The organism is Pseudomonas sp., from assembly GCF_049653025.1.
Taxonomy (GTDB): Bacteria; Pseudomonadota; Gammaproteobacteria; order Pseudomonadales; family Pseudomonadaceae; genus Aquipseudomonas.
The window spans coordinates 22,105-36,152 of sequence record NZ_JBASFM010000001.1 but is presented as its reverse complement, the minus strand read 5'-3'; the positions used below and the strand labels follow the sequence as shown (position 1 = coordinate 36,152).

General features: G+C 63.7%; 13 protein-coding genes. 8 read left to right on the top strand and 5 right to left on the bottom strand.

Annotated features, from left to right (window positions below; all coding sequences use genetic code 11):
• Positions 1 to 222 precede the first annotated feature (222 nt).
• Positions 223 to 1,599, top strand: a complete 1,377-nt coding sequence (locus WBK23_RS00150; RefSeq protein ID WP_424481989.1) for a glutamine synthetase family protein — start codon at positions 223 to 225, stop codon at positions 1,597 to 1,599.
• A gap of 164 nt (positions 1,600 to 1,763) precedes the next feature.
• Complete coding sequence (locus WBK23_RS00145) at positions 1,764 to 2,822, top strand: polyamine ABC transporter substrate-binding protein (RefSeq protein WP_424481988.1); 1,059 nt, start codon at positions 1,764 to 1,766, stop codon at positions 2,820 to 2,822.
• Positions 2,823 to 2,906: 84 nt separating this feature from the next.
• Here the strand turns inward: WBK23_RS00145 and WBK23_RS00140 are convergent, their stop codons facing one another.
• Entirely contained in the window at positions 2,907 to 4,271 is a 1,365-nt protein-coding gene (locus WBK23_RS00140; protein WP_424481987.1) for an inorganic triphosphatase, read from the bottom strand.
• A gap of 87 nt (positions 4,272 to 4,358) precedes the next feature.
• The gene (locus WBK23_RS00135) at positions 4,359 to 5,831 is read right to left on the bottom strand and encodes an inorganic phosphate transporter (protein WP_424481986.1); all 1,473 of its coding nucleotides are present in this window, start codon (positions 5,829 to 5,831) and stop codon (positions 4,359 to 4,361) included.
• A 145-nt stretch (positions 5,832 to 5,976) separates the two neighbouring features.
• Here WBK23_RS00135 and argE point away from each other — a divergent pair, with 145 nt between their 5' ends.
• Both argE and argA read left to right on the top strand, forming a co-directional pair.
• Complete coding sequence (argE, locus tag WBK23_RS00130) at positions 5,977 to 7,128, top strand: acetylornithine deacetylase (protein ID WP_424481985.1); 1,152 nt, start codon at positions 5,977 to 5,979, stop codon at positions 7,126 to 7,128.
• Positions 7,129 to 7,264: 136 nt separating this feature from the next.
• Positions 7,265 to 8,563, top strand: coding sequence for an amino-acid N-acetyltransferase (argA, locus tag WBK23_RS00125; protein WP_424481984.1), 1,299 nt, complete (start codon positions 7,265 to 7,267; stop codon positions 8,561 to 8,563).
• A gap of 30 nt (positions 8,564 to 8,593) precedes the next feature.
• Here the strand turns inward: argA and WBK23_RS00120 are convergent, their stop codons facing one another.
• The 3 genes from WBK23_RS00120 to trpB all read right to left on the bottom strand — a co-directional run bounded on the left by WBK23_RS00120 (position 8,594) and on the right by trpB (position 11,349).
• Positions 8,594 to 9,226, bottom strand: coding sequence for a TetR/AcrR family transcriptional regulator (locus WBK23_RS00120; protein WP_424481983.1), 633 nt, complete (start codon positions 9,224 to 9,226; stop codon positions 8,594 to 8,596).
• Between the two features lie 102 nt (positions 9,227 to 9,328).
• Positions 9,329 to 10,135 carry a tryptophan synthase subunit alpha gene (gene trpA, locus WBK23_RS00115; protein ID WP_424481982.1) on the bottom strand — a complete coding sequence of 269 codons (807 nt, stop codon included), beginning with the start codon at positions 10,133 to 10,135 and terminating at the stop codon, positions 9,329 to 9,331.
• Positions 10,135 to 11,349, bottom strand: coding sequence for a tryptophan synthase subunit beta (gene trpB / locus WBK23_RS00110; protein ID WP_424481981.1), 1,215 nt, complete (start codon positions 11,347 to 11,349; stop codon positions 10,135 to 10,137). Before trpB ends, trpA begins: the two co-directional genes overlap by 1 nt.
• Positions 11,350 to 11,471: 122 nt before the next feature.
• Between trpB and WBK23_RS00105 the strand changes: the two genes are divergently transcribed.
• From WBK23_RS00105 to WBK23_RS00090, 4 genes are all read left to right on the top strand, one after another.
• On the top strand, positions 11,472 to 12,359 hold the full coding sequence (locus WBK23_RS00105) for a LysR family transcriptional regulator (protein WP_424481980.1): 888 nt from the start codon (positions 11,472 to 11,474) through the stop codon (positions 12,357 to 12,359).
• A 66-nt stretch (positions 12,360 to 12,425) separates the two neighbouring features.
• The gene (locus tag WBK23_RS00100; protein ID WP_424481979.1) at positions 12,426 to 12,641 is read left to right on the top strand and encodes a dodecin; all 216 of its coding nucleotides are present in this window, start codon (positions 12,426 to 12,428) and stop codon (positions 12,639 to 12,641) included.
• Between the two features lie 53 nt (positions 12,642 to 12,694).
• The gene (locus WBK23_RS00095; protein ID WP_424481978.1) at positions 12,695 to 12,919 is read left to right on the top strand and encodes a DUF1161 domain-containing protein; all 225 of its coding nucleotides are present in this window, start codon (positions 12,695 to 12,697) and stop codon (positions 12,917 to 12,919) included.
• Positions 12,920 to 13,049: 130 nt separating this feature from the next.
• Positions 13,050 to 14,048, top strand: a complete 999-nt coding sequence (locus WBK23_RS00090; protein ID WP_424481977.1) for an LLM class flavin-dependent oxidoreductase — start codon at positions 13,050 to 13,052, stop codon at positions 14,046 to 14,048.

The window sequence follows — 14,048 nt, the reverse complement described above, 5'->3', positions numbered from 1 at the left end:
TTTTTTACACAATAGTTATGTAAAAAATTAAACACACCCTACTGAGCGCCCCAGCAGGCAAGGGCTAGAGCAGGGATCAACTGCCCTGTAACGCCCTAAAATTGGCCACGCAGCCCTTTTTTAGGGCAGAATGGGCCTCTCTTGACAGTATCTGGTGTTTAAGATTGACTCACACCCGTGCAGTTGCATGATTGATATTTTTAACAAAAAAGGTGTTGCATCATGTCGGTACCCCCGCGTGCCGTTCAGCTTAATGAAGCGAACGCGTTCCTTAAGGAACATCCTGAGGTCCTGTTCGTCGACCTTCTGATTGCAGATATGAATGGTGTGGTGCGCGGCAAGCGCATCGAGCGTGCGAGCCTGCATAAGGTTTATGAGCGCGGCATCAACCTGCCGGCCTCCCTGTTTGCCCTGGATATCAACGGTTCGACGGTGGAAAGCACCGGTCTTGGCCTGGATATCGGCGATGCCGACCGTGTCTGCTTTCCCATCCCCAACACCCTGAGCAATGAGCCCTGGCAGAAGCGCCCGACTGCGCAGCTGCTGATGACCATGCATGAAATGGAAGGCGAGCCATTCTTCGCCGATCCTCGGGAAGTGTTGCGGCAGGTGGTGGCGAAGTTCGACGAACTGGGCCTTACCATCTGCGCGGCGTTTGAACTCGAGTTCTACCTGATTGACCAGGCCAACGTGAATGGCCGCCCGCAGCCGCCACTGTCACCGCTGTCGGGCAAACGCCCGCAATCGACCCAGGTGTACCTGATCGACGACCTCGACGAGTACGCCGAATGCCTGCAAGACATCCTCGAAGGTGCCAAGGAGCAGGGCATCCCGGCCGATGCCATCGTCAAGGAAAGCGCCCCGGCGCAGTTCGAGGTCAACCTGCACCACGTCGCCGACCCGATCAAGGCCTGCGACCACGCGCTGCTGCTCAAGCGCCTGGTGAAGAACATCGCCTACGACCATGAGATGGACACCACCTTCATGGCCAAGCCGTACCCCAACCAGGCGGGTAACGGTCTGCATGTGCATATCTCGATTCTCGACAAGCAGGGCAACAACATCTTCGCCTGCGAGGACCCGGAGCAGAATGATTCGCTGCGCCATGCCATCGGCGGCGTACTGGAAACCATGTCCGCATCGATGGCCTTCCTCTGCCCGAACGTCAACTCCTACCGCCGTTTCGGCGCACAGTTCTATGTGCCGAACTCACCGTGCTGGGGCATCGACAACCGCACCGTAGCCCTGCGCGTACCGAATGACACCGCCGATGCCGTGCGCATCGAGCACCGTGTCGCCGGCGCGGACGCCAACCCCTACCTGCTGATGTCGGCCGTACTGGCAGGCGTGCACCATGGCCTGACCAACAAGATCGAGCCAAGTGCACCGGTGGAAGGCAACTCCTACGAACAGAACGAGCAGAGCCTGCCGAACAACCTGCGCGATGCCCTGCGCGAGCTGGACGACAGTGAAATCCTGGCGCGCTATATCGACCCGAAATACATCGATATCTTCGTCGCCTGCAAGGAAAGCGAGTTGGCCGAGTTCGAGAACTCGATCTCCGACCTCGAATACAACTGGTACCTGCACACGGTTTGATGCAACACCCAACGCCGGCCTTCGAGCCGGCGTTTTTATAGCTGGCCATTTTTATCCCGCGCGTTGCGCAGCCCCTGCCCTCGATTCACGCCCTGGCGCGATGACGGGCAACCTGCGCCACGCATTCCTGCTGACGCGACCTCAACCTCTATCGGGAGATCTCCATGCCTCGCCTGTTTGCCACACTGCTGCTTGCCCTCACGCCGCTGCTGGCCAGTGCCGAGGAGGTGATTCGCGTCTACAACTGGAACGACTATATCGCCCCGCAGGTACTCAAGGACTTCGAGGCCGAGACCGGTATTCGCGTCGAATACCACACCTTCAGTACCGCCGAGGAACTGAAGGACGCGCTGGCCAGCGGCGAAGCCATCGATGTCGCCGTGCCCTCGCACGACACCCTACCGGCCCTGATCAAGAGCGGCGGCCTGCATCCGGTGGACTTCAGCCTGCTGCCCAACCGCAAGCACCTGGACAAACAGCTGCTCAGCACCCTGGTCGCCCTCGACCCGGGCAACCGCCACGCCCTGCCGTACCTGTGGGGCGCAGTCGGCCTGGCGATCAATACGCCGCAAGCGGAGGCTGCATTTGGTGGCCCGCTACCGGACAGCTGGAGCCTGCTGTTCGACGCCGAACAGAGCACGCGCCTGGCCAGTTGCGGCATCAGCGTACTGGATGCCCGCGATGAAACCCTGAGCCTGCTGCTCAACTACCAGGGCCACAGCCTGGCACGCAGCTCGCCGAGCCGGATCAAGCGTACCAGCCAGGTACTCGACGGCCTGCGCCCGAATCTGCGTTATATCGACAGCGAGCGTTATATCGAGGACCTCAGCCAGGGCAAGCTCTGTGTGGCCATGGCCTGGGTTGGCGATGCGCTGGCCGCGGCGGACGCCGGGCAGCCAGTGCGCTTTGTGGTGCCGGACGAAGGCTCGGTGCTGTTTATCGACAACCTGGTGATCCCCAGCAGCGCCAAGCGCCCCGACCTGGCCCACCGGTTTATCAACTACCTGATGCAACCCAAGGTCGCCGCCTTGATCACCGCCGAGACCCTGTATCCCAGCGGCAACGCCGACTCCAAGGAATTCCTCGGCGAGGCCCTGCGCAACCAGCCCGGCCTGTACCCGGACCGCGACACCAAGCGCCGCCTGCACGCCCTGGAAACCCTGTCGGACAAGCACGGGGCCATCCGCGACGAGGTCTGGGCGCGCTTTCGGGATGGCAGTTGAGTGATAAAGGCGAATATGTGGGAGGGGCTTTAGCCGCGATAAAAGCTCGCCGCTAAAGCGCCTCCTACAGAACGTAGCTTGGGTTTACTTGACCAGCTGACGCCAGGCTTTCAACGAACCGATGGTCAGCAGCTGCGCCTTGCGCGCCTCCAGCACCTCGGGCTCGATGACCTGCTGGGCCAGTTCCGCGAGCTTGTTCAGCTCACCGTACAGGCGGTCGACTTCCGGCGCTTCCAACACGTCACGGGCCAGGCGCAGCCAGACCAACAGGCGCTCGATGCGCGGCATCTGCTCGGCGAGGTCTTCCGGCTGCTGCACATAACGACGCAGCTGCAGGTCGGCACCTTCCTCGGCGATCAGCGTCGGCAGCCAGTTGCCCAACGGCGCGGCACCTTGGCGATTGCCGCGGTTATTGCGCTCGACAGTCCAGCTGCGCGCCAGCAACCAGCGCGACGTGCTCAGCGAAAACAAGCCCCAGCGCGTGGCCTCCAGCTCGGCAGCAAACTGCGCCGGCGCACTCTTGCGCGCCTGCTCGTCGAGATGACCCGCCTGCACCCGTGGGCGCCACTCCAGAAGCAAGGCATCCAACAGTTCACGCAAGGCATGGCTGCTGGCACGCGGCGCGGCCTGGCCGAGGCTGCCGAGCAGAGCGCGCAAGCCGATCAGCTGCTCAAGCCACTCGACCAGCAAGCGCCAGTGACCATTGAAGCGGTACTGTTCGGCCAGGCGCTGGCTGGCACCCAGCAGGTGCCAGCCAAGCGCCGCGACGCTGTCATCCAGGCTGGTTTCGCCAGTCAGCTGCGGAGCTGGCAGGTTCAGGCTGTAGCTGCCGGCGTCGAACAGGCGGTAGCCGCGCTCGGCCTTGCTGATATCGCAGGGCATCAGCGCCAGGTCGGCAGCCAGCTCGGCGGCCAGTTCCAGCAGCGCGGCCGGGTCGCCTTCGCGCAGTTCCAGCTCCAGCTCGCAGATTTCCTCTTCGCCTTCACCGGCCACCACCTTGCCCAGGTCCAGAGCGGCTTCGATCACCACCTTGGCCTTGCCGCGGCCCCAGGCGATATCGGCCTTCTCGCGGACGAAGTCGGTGCTGAAGATCGCCGCCAGCTGCTTCTTGTCCAGCTCGGCCAGGCTGACCGGCCAGCATTCGGCGGAGAGCTTCTTGATGTCCAGCTTGGCCTTGGCCAGCGGCCAGTCCCACTCGTTGCGCTCGGACAGGCCGGCGACGCTCTGGCCACGGGTCTTTAGGGTCTGGATAAACTGCTCACCGTCACGCCGCACGCGCAGGGCGACCTTGGCCTCGGCCAAATCACGCTCGGGCGTGTCGAAGTACTGGTTGAACAGCTCATGGCGCTGCCAACCGGTCTTGTTGCGCTTCTTCAGCAGCGGATGCTCACGCAGGGCGGCCAGGGTCTCGCGGCTTACGCGCAGCTTGATTTCGGTTTCTTTGACCATGGTCGACTCTTGGACGAAAGGAATAAGGGCTGTTCTGATGCACAAAGCCGCCCGAAGGCGGCTTTGTCTGACGCACTGCGCTCGAGCTTAGACGAACAACTTCACGCCCAGCCAGAACAGGCCGGCAGACAGCGAGATGGTGATCGGCAGGGTCAGCACCCAGGCGGTCAGGATATTGCGTACGGTACTGAACTGCAGGCCACTCTTGTTCGCGACCATGGTGCCGGCCACGCCGGACGACAACACATGGGTAGTCGATACCGGCAGGCTGTAGACGTTGGCCAGGCCGATGGCGATGGACGCGGTGATCTGCGCACTCATGCCCTGGGCGTAGGTCATGCCCTGCTTGCCGATCTTCTCGCCAACGGTCAACACCACGCGCTTCCAGCCGACCATGGTGCCGATACCCAGCGCCAGGGCGACCGCGAGGATTACCCAGAACGGTGCATATTCGGTGGTGGCGGTGAGGTCCTTGCGCAGCTTGGCCAGATCGGCCACTTCACGCTTGGGCAGGTTATCCAGCTTGCCGACCTTCTTCGCCGTGTCATCCAGGCACAGCAGGTAGCGGCGCGCCTGGGTACGCTGCTCTTCGGACATCTGCGCGTAGTCGGTGACGCCTTCGAGGGTCTTCAGCAGCGCGGCGATGGTCGGCTCGGTGAGCTTGGCGTCGCAGCGGAATTTTGCCGGCAGCTCGGTGGTGCCATTCTTGCCCAGAGCCAGGTATTCGCTCAGCGAGTCGTGGTTGCGCTCGTAGAACTGGCTGAGGTGAATGGCGGCGTCGCGGGTACGCTCGATCTGGTAGGTGGTGCTGTTCAGGTCAAGCACGAACTGCGCCGGCACGATACCGATCAGCACCAGCATGATCAGGCCGATACCCTTCTGGCCGTCGTTGGAGCCATGCACGAAGCTCACGCCCATGGCCGAAGCGATCAACACCACGCGGTTCCAGAACGGTGGCTTGTTCTTGCCCTTGATCTCCTTGCGGCTCTCGGGCGTCTCATGCATTTTCGAGCCGCCCCACATGCGCTTGAGCGCCAGCAGCAGCAGCGCCGCCACGGCAAAACCGGCAAGCGGAGAAAGCAGCAGAGACAGGCCGATGTCGATCGCCTTCTGCCAGTTCACCCCTTCGCTCAGGGCGATGTCGGAGATCAATGCGTGGGCCAGGCCGACGCCGAGGATCGAACCGATCAGGGTGTGCGAGCTCGACGCCGGAATCCCCAGGTACCAGGTACCGAGGTTCCAGGCGATGGCCGCGCTGAGCATGGAAAACACCATGACCAGGCCATAAGCGGTGTTGGAATTGATCAACAACTCGACCGGCAGCAGGTGCACGATGGCATACGCCACGCCCACACCGCCCAGCAGGACGCCGAGGAAGTTGAAGATACCGGAGAAGATCACGGCCAGATGCGGCGGCATGGCCTTGGTGTAGATCACCGTGGCAACCGCGTTGGCGGTGTCATGGAAACCGTTGATAAATTCGAAGGTCAGAACAAAGGCCAGGGCGAGCACCAGGCTCACAGCAACCCATGCATCGAGTCCGTTAAAGAGTTCAAACATGGCGGTTTTGTGACTGTTTGAGATTGGGGGCGCGGATTATGCCAGAAGCAGGGTGGCGACGCGCGCTGGATTCGACGACCAACCGGCCGCCTTCTATTCACCCAGCCAGGTGCCTATGATGGCCGAACTGCCGTGGAGACTGTCGATGACCCTGCCTTCTTTCAAAGAGCAATTTGCCGCGCTGATCGCCGCGCCCTCGGTGAGTTGCACCCAGGCACACTGGGATCAGTCCAACCGCGCGGTGATCGATTTACTGTCGACCTGGCTCACCGACCTCGGCTTCAGCTGCGAGGTGCAGGAAATATCCCGTGGCAAATTCAACCTGCTCGCCAGCTATGGCAGCGGCCCCGGCGGCCTGGTACTGGCCGGGCACAGCGACACCGTGCCGTTCGATGCGGCGCTGTGGCAAACCGACCCGCTCAAGCTGACAGAAGTCGACGGTCGCTGGGTCGGCCTGGGCAGTTGCGACATGAAGGGTTTCTTCGCCCTGGTCATCGAGGCGGTGCAACCCCTGTTAGAGCAGCGCTTCCAGCAACCGCTGCTGATTCTCGCCACCTGTGATGAGGAAAGCTCGATGTCCGGGGCCCGCGCCCTGGCCGAAGCGGGCCGGCCGCTGGGCCGCGCCGCAGTGATCGGCGAACCGACCGGACTGAAGCCGATCCGCCTGCACAAGGGCGTGATGATGGAGCGCATCGACATCCTCGGCCAGAGCGGTCACTCCTCCGACCCCAGCCTCGGCCACAGCGCCCTGGAAGCCATGCAGGACGTGATGCTGGAGCTGCGCGGCCTGCGCGCGCAGTGGCAGCGCGAGTTCAACAACCCACAGTTCAGCGTGCCGCAGCCGACCCTGAACTTCGGCTGCATCCACGGCGGCGACAACCCCAACCGCATCTGCGGCCAGTGCTCGCTGGAGTTCGACCTGCGCCCGCTGCCGGGCATGGCCCCGGAGATGCTGCGCGCGGCGATCCGACAGAAGCTGCAACCGCTGGCCGAACTGCATCAGGTCAAGATCGACTTCGCCCCGCTGTTCCCCAGCGTGCCGCCCTTTGAACAACGCGCCGACGCCGAGCTGGTGCGGGTTGCCGAACGCCTGACCGGGCATACGGCCGCTGCGGTGGCATTTGGCACCGAAGCGCCTTATCTTCAGCAGCTTGGTTGTGAAACCCTGGTACTCGGCCCAGGCGATATCGACTGCGCGCACCAGCCGGGGGAATACCTGGAGATGGCGCGCCTGCAGCCGACCATCGAGATACTGCGCGGCCTGATTAGCCATTACTGCCTACACCCGGCAGCCTGAATACCGACCTGAATGAGCTGGAGGAGAGAGCGCGTGAAGCTGCCCCAACTGCGACGATAAATCCGCTGCTCTCGGCTGCCGCCCGGCGCTTGCGCCGTTTCCATGCGTTCTGTTCTCGACACAGGTTCTTCAAGCAATGCACGACTACGTAAATTGGCTGCGTCACGCCTCCCCCTATATCAATGCTCACCGCGACTGCACCTTTGTGGTGATGCTGCCGGGCGAGGGCGTCGCCCACCCGAATTTCGGCAATATCGTTCACGACCTGGTGCTGCTGCACAGCCTCGGCGTACGCCTGGTGCTGGTACACGGCTCGCGCCCGCAGATTGAAACTCGCTTAGCCGAACGCGGCCTGACCCCGCGCTACCAGCACAACCTGCGAATCACCGACGGGCCGACCCTGGAATGCGTGATCGACGCCGTCGGCCAGCTGCGCATCGCTATAGAGGCCAGATTATCGATGGATATGGCGCGCTCGCCGATGCAGGGCTCGCGCCTGCGCGTGAGTGGCGGCAACTTTGTCACCGCGCGGCCGATCGGCGTGGTCGATGGCGTCGACTTCCACCACACCGGCGAAGTGCGGCGCATCGACCGCAAGGGCATCAACCGCCTGCTGGATGAGCGCAGCATCGTGCTGCTGTCACCGCTGGGCTATTCGCCGACCGGGGAGATCTTCAACCTGGCCTGCGAAGACGTCGCCACCCGCGCCGCCATCGATCTGGACGCCGACAAGCTGCTGCTGTTCGGCGCCGAATGCGGCCTGCTCGACGAGGCCGGCAAGCTGGTGCGCGAACTGCGCCCGCAACAGGTGCCCGCGCACCTGCAACGCCTGGGCAGCAGCTACCAGGGCGAACTGCTCGACGCCGCCGCCGAAGCCTGCAAGGCCGGGGTACGCCGCAGTCATATTGTCAGTTATGCCGAAGACGGCGCGCTGCTCAGCGAGTTGTTCACCCGCACCGGCAACGGCACCCTGGTGGCCCAGGAGCAGTTCGAGTCGCTGCGCGAGGCGACCATCGAGGATGTCGGCGGGCTGATGGAGCTGATCACCCCGCTGGAAGACCAAGGCATTCTGGTGCGCCGCTCACGGGAAGTACTGGAGCGCGAGATCGAGCAGTTCAGCATCGTCGAGCGCGAAGGGCTGATCATCGCCTGCGCCGCGCTGTACCAGATTGCCGACTCGGACTTCGGCGAGCTGGCGTGCCTGGCGGTCAACCCGGCGTACCGGCATGGCGGGCGCGGCGACGAGTTGCTCGAACGCATCGAGGAGCGCGCCCGTGAGCAGGGTCTGAAAACCCTGTTCGTGCTCACCACGCGCACCGCCCACTGGTTCCGCGAGCGCGGCTTCGAGCCCAGCAGCGTCGACCGCCTGCCCGCCGCCCGCGCCTCGCTGTACAACTACCAGCGCAACTCGCAGGTATTTGAAAAGGCGCTCTGATCGGACGGTGGCGGCGATTAAAAAGGGCGCTTATAGCGCCCTTTTTGGTAGATGGGGTGGCAGATAGAGACTGAGATAGGCATCGAACACCCGCATACCTTCCTCGGCCATACGCTGGGTGATTTCGCCGTGGAGCTGTACCGAGCGCGCATAAACGCGGTCACCCAGCTCCATGGCCAGGGCAAACACATCGACATCATCCGGCAGCTGCGGCAACGGAAAGTGCCGATCGAACAACTGCTGCATCAACTGGCCCAGCTCGATGTCGTGCTGGCGATCCGCCTGAGTCACTTCCGCCAGGCCGTGCTGCGCCAGAATCAGCTGGCGCGCAGCGGCATCGGCGGCATAGATCGCCAGCATGCGCTGCTCCACTAAACGCGACAGATCACGCCAGTCACGCAACTGGTCATGCTCGATCGGCTCCTGCAAACAGGCGCGAAACGCGCTGTGGATATCCGCCGTCAGCCCTTCCAGCAGCGCCGGTACGCTGGCGAAGAAGTGATACACCGACGACGGCGGAATCTGCGCGCGCTCGGCCACGCTGTAGATCGACAGGCTGGCCACGCCCTGCTCGGCCAGTAACTCGCGAGCGGCAGCAAGAATCCCGGCGATGCGGCTCTGGCTACTGGCGCGGGGCTTGCGGGCGGTGGGCGGACGCGGCATGACGACTCTCGGGGCAAGGGACGCGCTATTGGACGCCAGGCGGCGGCCAGCTCGCAAGCTTCTCAGGGCTGCACTGTAACGCCCTGAGAAATGCTGAGACAGCTAGCGTGCGCCGCGCACACCTTCAGCTAGCTGGCTGCACAGACTCAGCACGCCATCCACCGCCTGTTCGGCAGTCTTGGCTGCGGCGATCTGGTCGATCAATGCCGAGCCGACCACCACGCCATCGGCCAGACGGGCGATGGTTGCGGCATGTTCCGGAGTGCGGATGCCAAAGCCGATGCTGATCGGCAAATCGGTGTGGCGGCGCAGACGGGCGACAGCTTGCTCGACGTGCTCCAGGGTGGCGGCACCGGCACCGGTCACCCCAGCTACCGAGACGTAATAGACGAAGCCGGAGCTGCCGTTCAGTACCTTGGGCAAGCGCTTGTCGTCGGTGGTTGGCGTGGTCAGGCGGATAAAGTCCAGGCCCGCAGCCTGCGCTGGGTCGCACAGGTCGGCGTTATGTTCCGGCGGCAGGTCGACAACGATCAAACCGTCGACCCCGGATTCCTTGGCCTCGGCGATAAAGCGCGGCACGCCGTACTTGTGGATCGGGTTGAAGTAACCCATCAGCACCAGCGGCGTGCTCTGGTCGTCTTCGCGGAAGGCGCGGACCATCTGCAGGGTCTTGGCCAGATCCTGCTTGCCTTCCAGGGCGCGAATATTCGCCAGCTGGATGGCCGGGCCGTCGGCCATCGGGTCGGTAAACGGCATGCCCAGCTCGATCACATCGGCACCGGCTTTCGGCAGGCCCTTGAGAATCGCCAGGGAGGCGTCATAGCCCGGGTCGCCAGCAGTGACGAAGGTCACCAGGGCGGCGCGGTTCTGTTGTTTCAACTCGGCAAAGCGGGTCTGCAGGCGGCTCATCAGTGTTTCTCCTGCGAAGGGTTTTCCATGTGGTGCATAACGGTCTGCATGTCTTTGTCGCCACGGCCGGACAGGTTGATCACCATCAGGTGGTCTTTAGGCAGGGTCGGCGCGCGCTTGAAGGCTTCGGCCAGGGCGTGGGCGCTTTCCAGGGCCGGGATGATGCCCTCCAGGCGGCAGCAGGTATGGAACGCGGCGAGGGCTTCGTCGTCGGTCACCGAGGTGTATTCAACCCGGCCGACGTCGTGCAACCAGGCGTGTTCCGGGCCGATGCCGGGGTAATCCAGGCCGGCGGAAATCGAGTGGGCGTCGATAATCTGGCCATCGTCGTCCTGCAGCAGGAAGGTGCGGTTGCCGTGCAACACGCCCGGTACGCCGCCATTCAGGCTGGCGGCGTGCTTGCCGGTTTCGATGCCGTAACCGGCGGCTTCAACGCCGACGATCTGCACATCTTTGTCATCGAGGAAGGGGTGGAACAGGCCGATGGCGTTGGAGCCACCACCGATGCAGGCCACCAGGCTGTCGGGCAGACGGCCTTCCTGGGCGAGAATCTGTTCGCGGGTTTCCTTGCCGATCACCGCCTGGAAGTCGCGCACCATCGCCGGGTACGGGTGCGGGCCGGCCACGGTGCCGATCATGTAGAAGGTGTTGTCGACGTTGGTCACCCAGTCGCGCAACGCTTCGTTCATCGCATCTTTCAGGGTGCCGGTGCCGGCGACCACCGGGATCACGGTGGCACCCAGCAGCTTCATGCGGAACACGTTGGCCTGCTGGCGATCGATGTCGGTGGTGCCCATAAAGATCACGCACTCCATGCCGAAGCGCGCCGCCACGGTGGCGGTGGCCACGCCGTGCATGCCCGCGCCGGTCTCGGCGATGATGCGCTTCTTGCCCATGCGCCGCGCCAGCAGGGCCTGGCCGATGCAGTTGTTGATCTTGTGCGCGCCGGTGTGATTGAGCTCTTCGCGCTTGAAGTAGATCTTCGCGCCGTCGCAATGCTCGGTCAGCCGCTCGGCGAAATACAGCGGGCTCGGCCGGCCGACGAAATCGCGCTGGAAGTAGGCCAGCTCCTTAAGAAACTCCGGATCGACCTTGGCCTTCTCGTATTCGGCGGCCAGGTCGTGGATCAGCGGCATCAGGGTTTCGGCGACATATTGGCCGCCGAACGAACCGAACAGGCCAGTGGCGTCAGGGCCGTTGCGCAAAGAAGTCATGCTGTTCTCCTGTGAAGTCGGGCCGGTAAGCGCTGGCTTTACCGACAATGGGCACAGGATAAGGCTGTGGGCCGCGCGGCAAAAGCGATAAGATCGCCGCAACCTGTCAGGAAAACTCACAGATGAGTCAGCAGCTTCCACCGCTTAACGCCTTGCGCGCTTTCGAGGCTGCCGCGCGCCTGCACAGCGTCAGCCTGGCCTCCGATGAGCTGCACGTCACCCATGGCGCGGTCAGCCGGCAGATCAGGGCGTTGGAAGAACACCTCGGGTTGGCGTTGTTCAGCAAGGACGGCCGCGGCCTTAAACTCACAGATTCCGGTATGCGCCTGCGCGATGTCAGCAGCGAGGCCTTCGAGCGCCTGCGCCTGGTCTGCGCCGAATTGCAGCAAGGCCAGGCGGAAGCGCCGTTTGTTCTGGCCTGCCCCGGCAGCCTGCTGGCACGTTGGTTTATCCCGCGCCTGGACCGGCTCAACCGCGAGTTGCCGGAACTGCGCCTGCAACTCTCGGCCAGCGAAGGCGAGCTGGACCCGCGCCGCGCCGGGGTGGACGCCACCCTGTGCTTCGCCGAACCGCCCTGGCCGGCGGATATGCAAGTCTATGAATTGACCGTGGAGCGCATCGGCCCGGTACTAAGTCCGCGCTGCGCGCGCTTCGCCGAGCTGCACCAGGCCCCGCCCGCCGCCTTGCTCGGCGAGCCGTTGCTGCACACCAGTTCGCGACCACAGGCCTGGCCAAGCTGGGCCGCCGGCAATGCCCTGGATAGCCACGGCCTGCGCTACGGCCAGGGCTTCGAACACCTGTATTACCTGCTGGAAGCCGCCGCCGCCGGCCTCGGCGTGGCCATCGCGCCGCAGCAACTGGTGGCCGACGACCTGGCCGCCGGCCGCCTGGTCGCACCCTGGGGCTTCGTCGAAACGCCGGCACGCTTGGCCTTGTGGGTACCCATACGCAGCCGCGACAGCCGCGCCGAGCGCCTGGCGCAGTGGTTGCGCAAAGAACTGGCGCACTAAGCGACCGGCCGAGCAGAACCGCGGTGACTCGACTAGCGTTGAACTATCAACCCGTGGAGAACGCTCATGTCCGATCACCATACGTACAAGAAAATCGAAATCGTCGGTTCCTCGAAGACCAGTATCGAGGAGGCGATCAACAACGCCCTGGCCGAGGCGGCCAAATCCATACGCAACCTGGAATGGTTCGAAGTGACGGAAACCCGCGGGCATATCGTGGCGGGCAAGGTCGGCCACTTTCAGGTCACCTTGAAGGTCGGCTTCCGCCTCAGCGACAGTTGAGCCGCGAGCGTTGTTGCATATCAACCCCTGCACAGATACGAAGGAGCGTAACGATGAAACGACTGATACTGGCTGTTGCCCTGTCTGCCCTGGCCGGTTCGGCCCTGGCGGCCGCCAAACCCTGCGATGAGTTGAAGGCGGAAATCGACGCCAAGCTCAAGGAAAAGGGTGTCGCCACCTACAGCCTGGAGGTGGTCGACAAGGGCAGCGCGACCGACAAGACCGTAGTTGGCAGCTGCGCGGCGGGCTCCAAGGAGATCGTCTACCAGCGCGGCTGATGGCGCAGCAATGAACAAGCCGGCCGCGTGCCGGCTTTTTCATGGGGGCGTGGCGACAATTGTTTACCTGGCCAGGATTGCCTTTCGCCGGTACGGCCCCACATAGGAGAGACGAACCTCAGGAGGTCCCATGACTCGACTGGCCACTACGCCCTTTTCCACCCTCGACCTCGCCCCGGTGCGTGACGACGGTAACGCTGCCCAGGCGCTGCACAACTCGCTGGCGCTGGCGCAGCATGTCGAACGCCTCGGCTTCGAACGCTTCTGGGTGGCCGAACACCACAATATGGATGGCATCGCCAGCTCGGCCACCGCCGTGCTGCTCGGTTATCTGGCCGCCGGAACCTCAACGATTCGCCTGGGTTCGGGCGGGGTGATGCTGCCCAACCACGCGCCACTGGTGATTGCCGAGCAGTTCGGCACCCTGGCCACGCTCTATCCCGGCCGCATCGAGCTGGGCCTGGGCCGCGCCCCGGGAGCCGACCATTTCACCGCGCAGGCGCTGCGCCGCGATAGGATTGGCAACGCCGATGATTTCCCCAGGGATGTCGAAGAATTGCAGCGCTACCTCGGCCCACGCACGCCGGATCAGCGGGTGATCGCCATGCCCGGCAGCGGTACCAACGTGCCGATCTGGCTGCTCGGCTCAAGCCTGTTCAGCGCCCAACTGGCTGGCGAAAAGGGCCTGCCTTACGCCTTCGCCTCGCACTTCGCGCCGCGCTATATGCATGAGGCGATTCGCGTCTACCGCAATCACTTCAAGCCCTCGGCGGTGCTCGATAAGCCTTATGTGATGCTCGGCGTACCGCTGATTGCCGCCGACACTGACGAGCAGGCGGACTACCTGGCGACCTCAGCCTACCAGCGCATTCTCGCCCTGATCCGCGGCCACAGCCTGGTGCAGAAGCCGCCCGTGCACAGCATGCAAGGGCTGTGGCTGCCGCATGAGAAAGACTCGGTCAGCAGCTTCCTCGGCATGGCGATGATCGGCGGCCCGGCGAAAATCCGCGCACGCCTGGACGTGCTGCTGGAGCAGACCGGTGCCGATGAGCTGATTTTCACCTGCGACTTGTATGACTTCGCCGACCGCCTGCACGCTTTCGAACTGCTCGCCCAGTTGCGCGGCTAG

Bases quoted from the DNA above. Each gene is read 5' to 3' on its own strand.
- WBK23_RS00140 (WP_424481987.1), bottom strand. From the start codon at position 4,271: ATGGTCAAAGAAACCGAAATCAAGCTGCGCGTAAGCCGCGAGACCCTG.
- argE (WP_424481985.1), top strand. From the start codon at position 5,977: ATGACCCTGCCTTCTTTCAAAGAGCAATTTGCCGCGCTGATCGCCGCG.
- trpA (WP_424481982.1), bottom strand. From the start codon at position 10,135: ATGAGCCGCCTGCAGACCCGCTTTGCCGAGTTGAAACAACAGAACCGC.
- WBK23_RS00100 (WP_424481979.1), top strand. From the start codon at position 12,426: ATGTCCGATCACCATACGTACAAGAAAATCGAAATCGTCGGTTCCTCG.
- WBK23_RS00105 (WP_424481980.1), top strand. From the start codon at position 11,472: ATGAGTCAGCAGCTTCCACCGCTTAACGCCTTGCGCGCTTTCGAGGCT.
- WBK23_RS00095 (WP_424481978.1), top strand. From the start codon at position 12,695: ATGAAACGACTGATACTGGCTGTTGCCCTGTCTGCCCTGGCCGGTTCG.
- WBK23_RS00150 (WP_424481989.1), top strand. From the start codon at position 223: ATGTCGGTACCCCCGCGTGCCGTTCAGCTTAATGAAGCGAACGCGTTC.
- WBK23_RS00135 (WP_424481986.1), bottom strand. From the start codon at position 5,831: ATGTTTGAACTCTTTAACGGACTCGATGCATGGGTTGCTGTGAGCCTG.
- trpB (WP_424481981.1), bottom strand. From the start codon at position 11,349: ATGACTTCTTTGCGCAACGGCCCTGACGCCACTGGCCTGTTCGGTTCG.
- WBK23_RS00090 (WP_424481977.1), top strand. From the start codon at position 13,050: ATGACTCGACTGGCCACTACGCCCTTTTCCACCCTCGACCTCGCCCCG.
- WBK23_RS00145 (WP_424481988.1), top strand. From the start codon at position 1,764: ATGCCTCGCCTGTTTGCCACACTGCTGCTTGCCCTCACGCCGCTGCTG.
- WBK23_RS00120 (WP_424481983.1), bottom strand. From the start codon at position 9,226: ATGCCGCGTCCGCCCACCGCCCGCAAGCCCCGCGCCAGTAGCCAGAGC.
- argA (WP_424481984.1), top strand. From the start codon at position 7,265: ATGCACGACTACGTAAATTGGCTGCGTCACGCCTCCCCCTATATCAAT.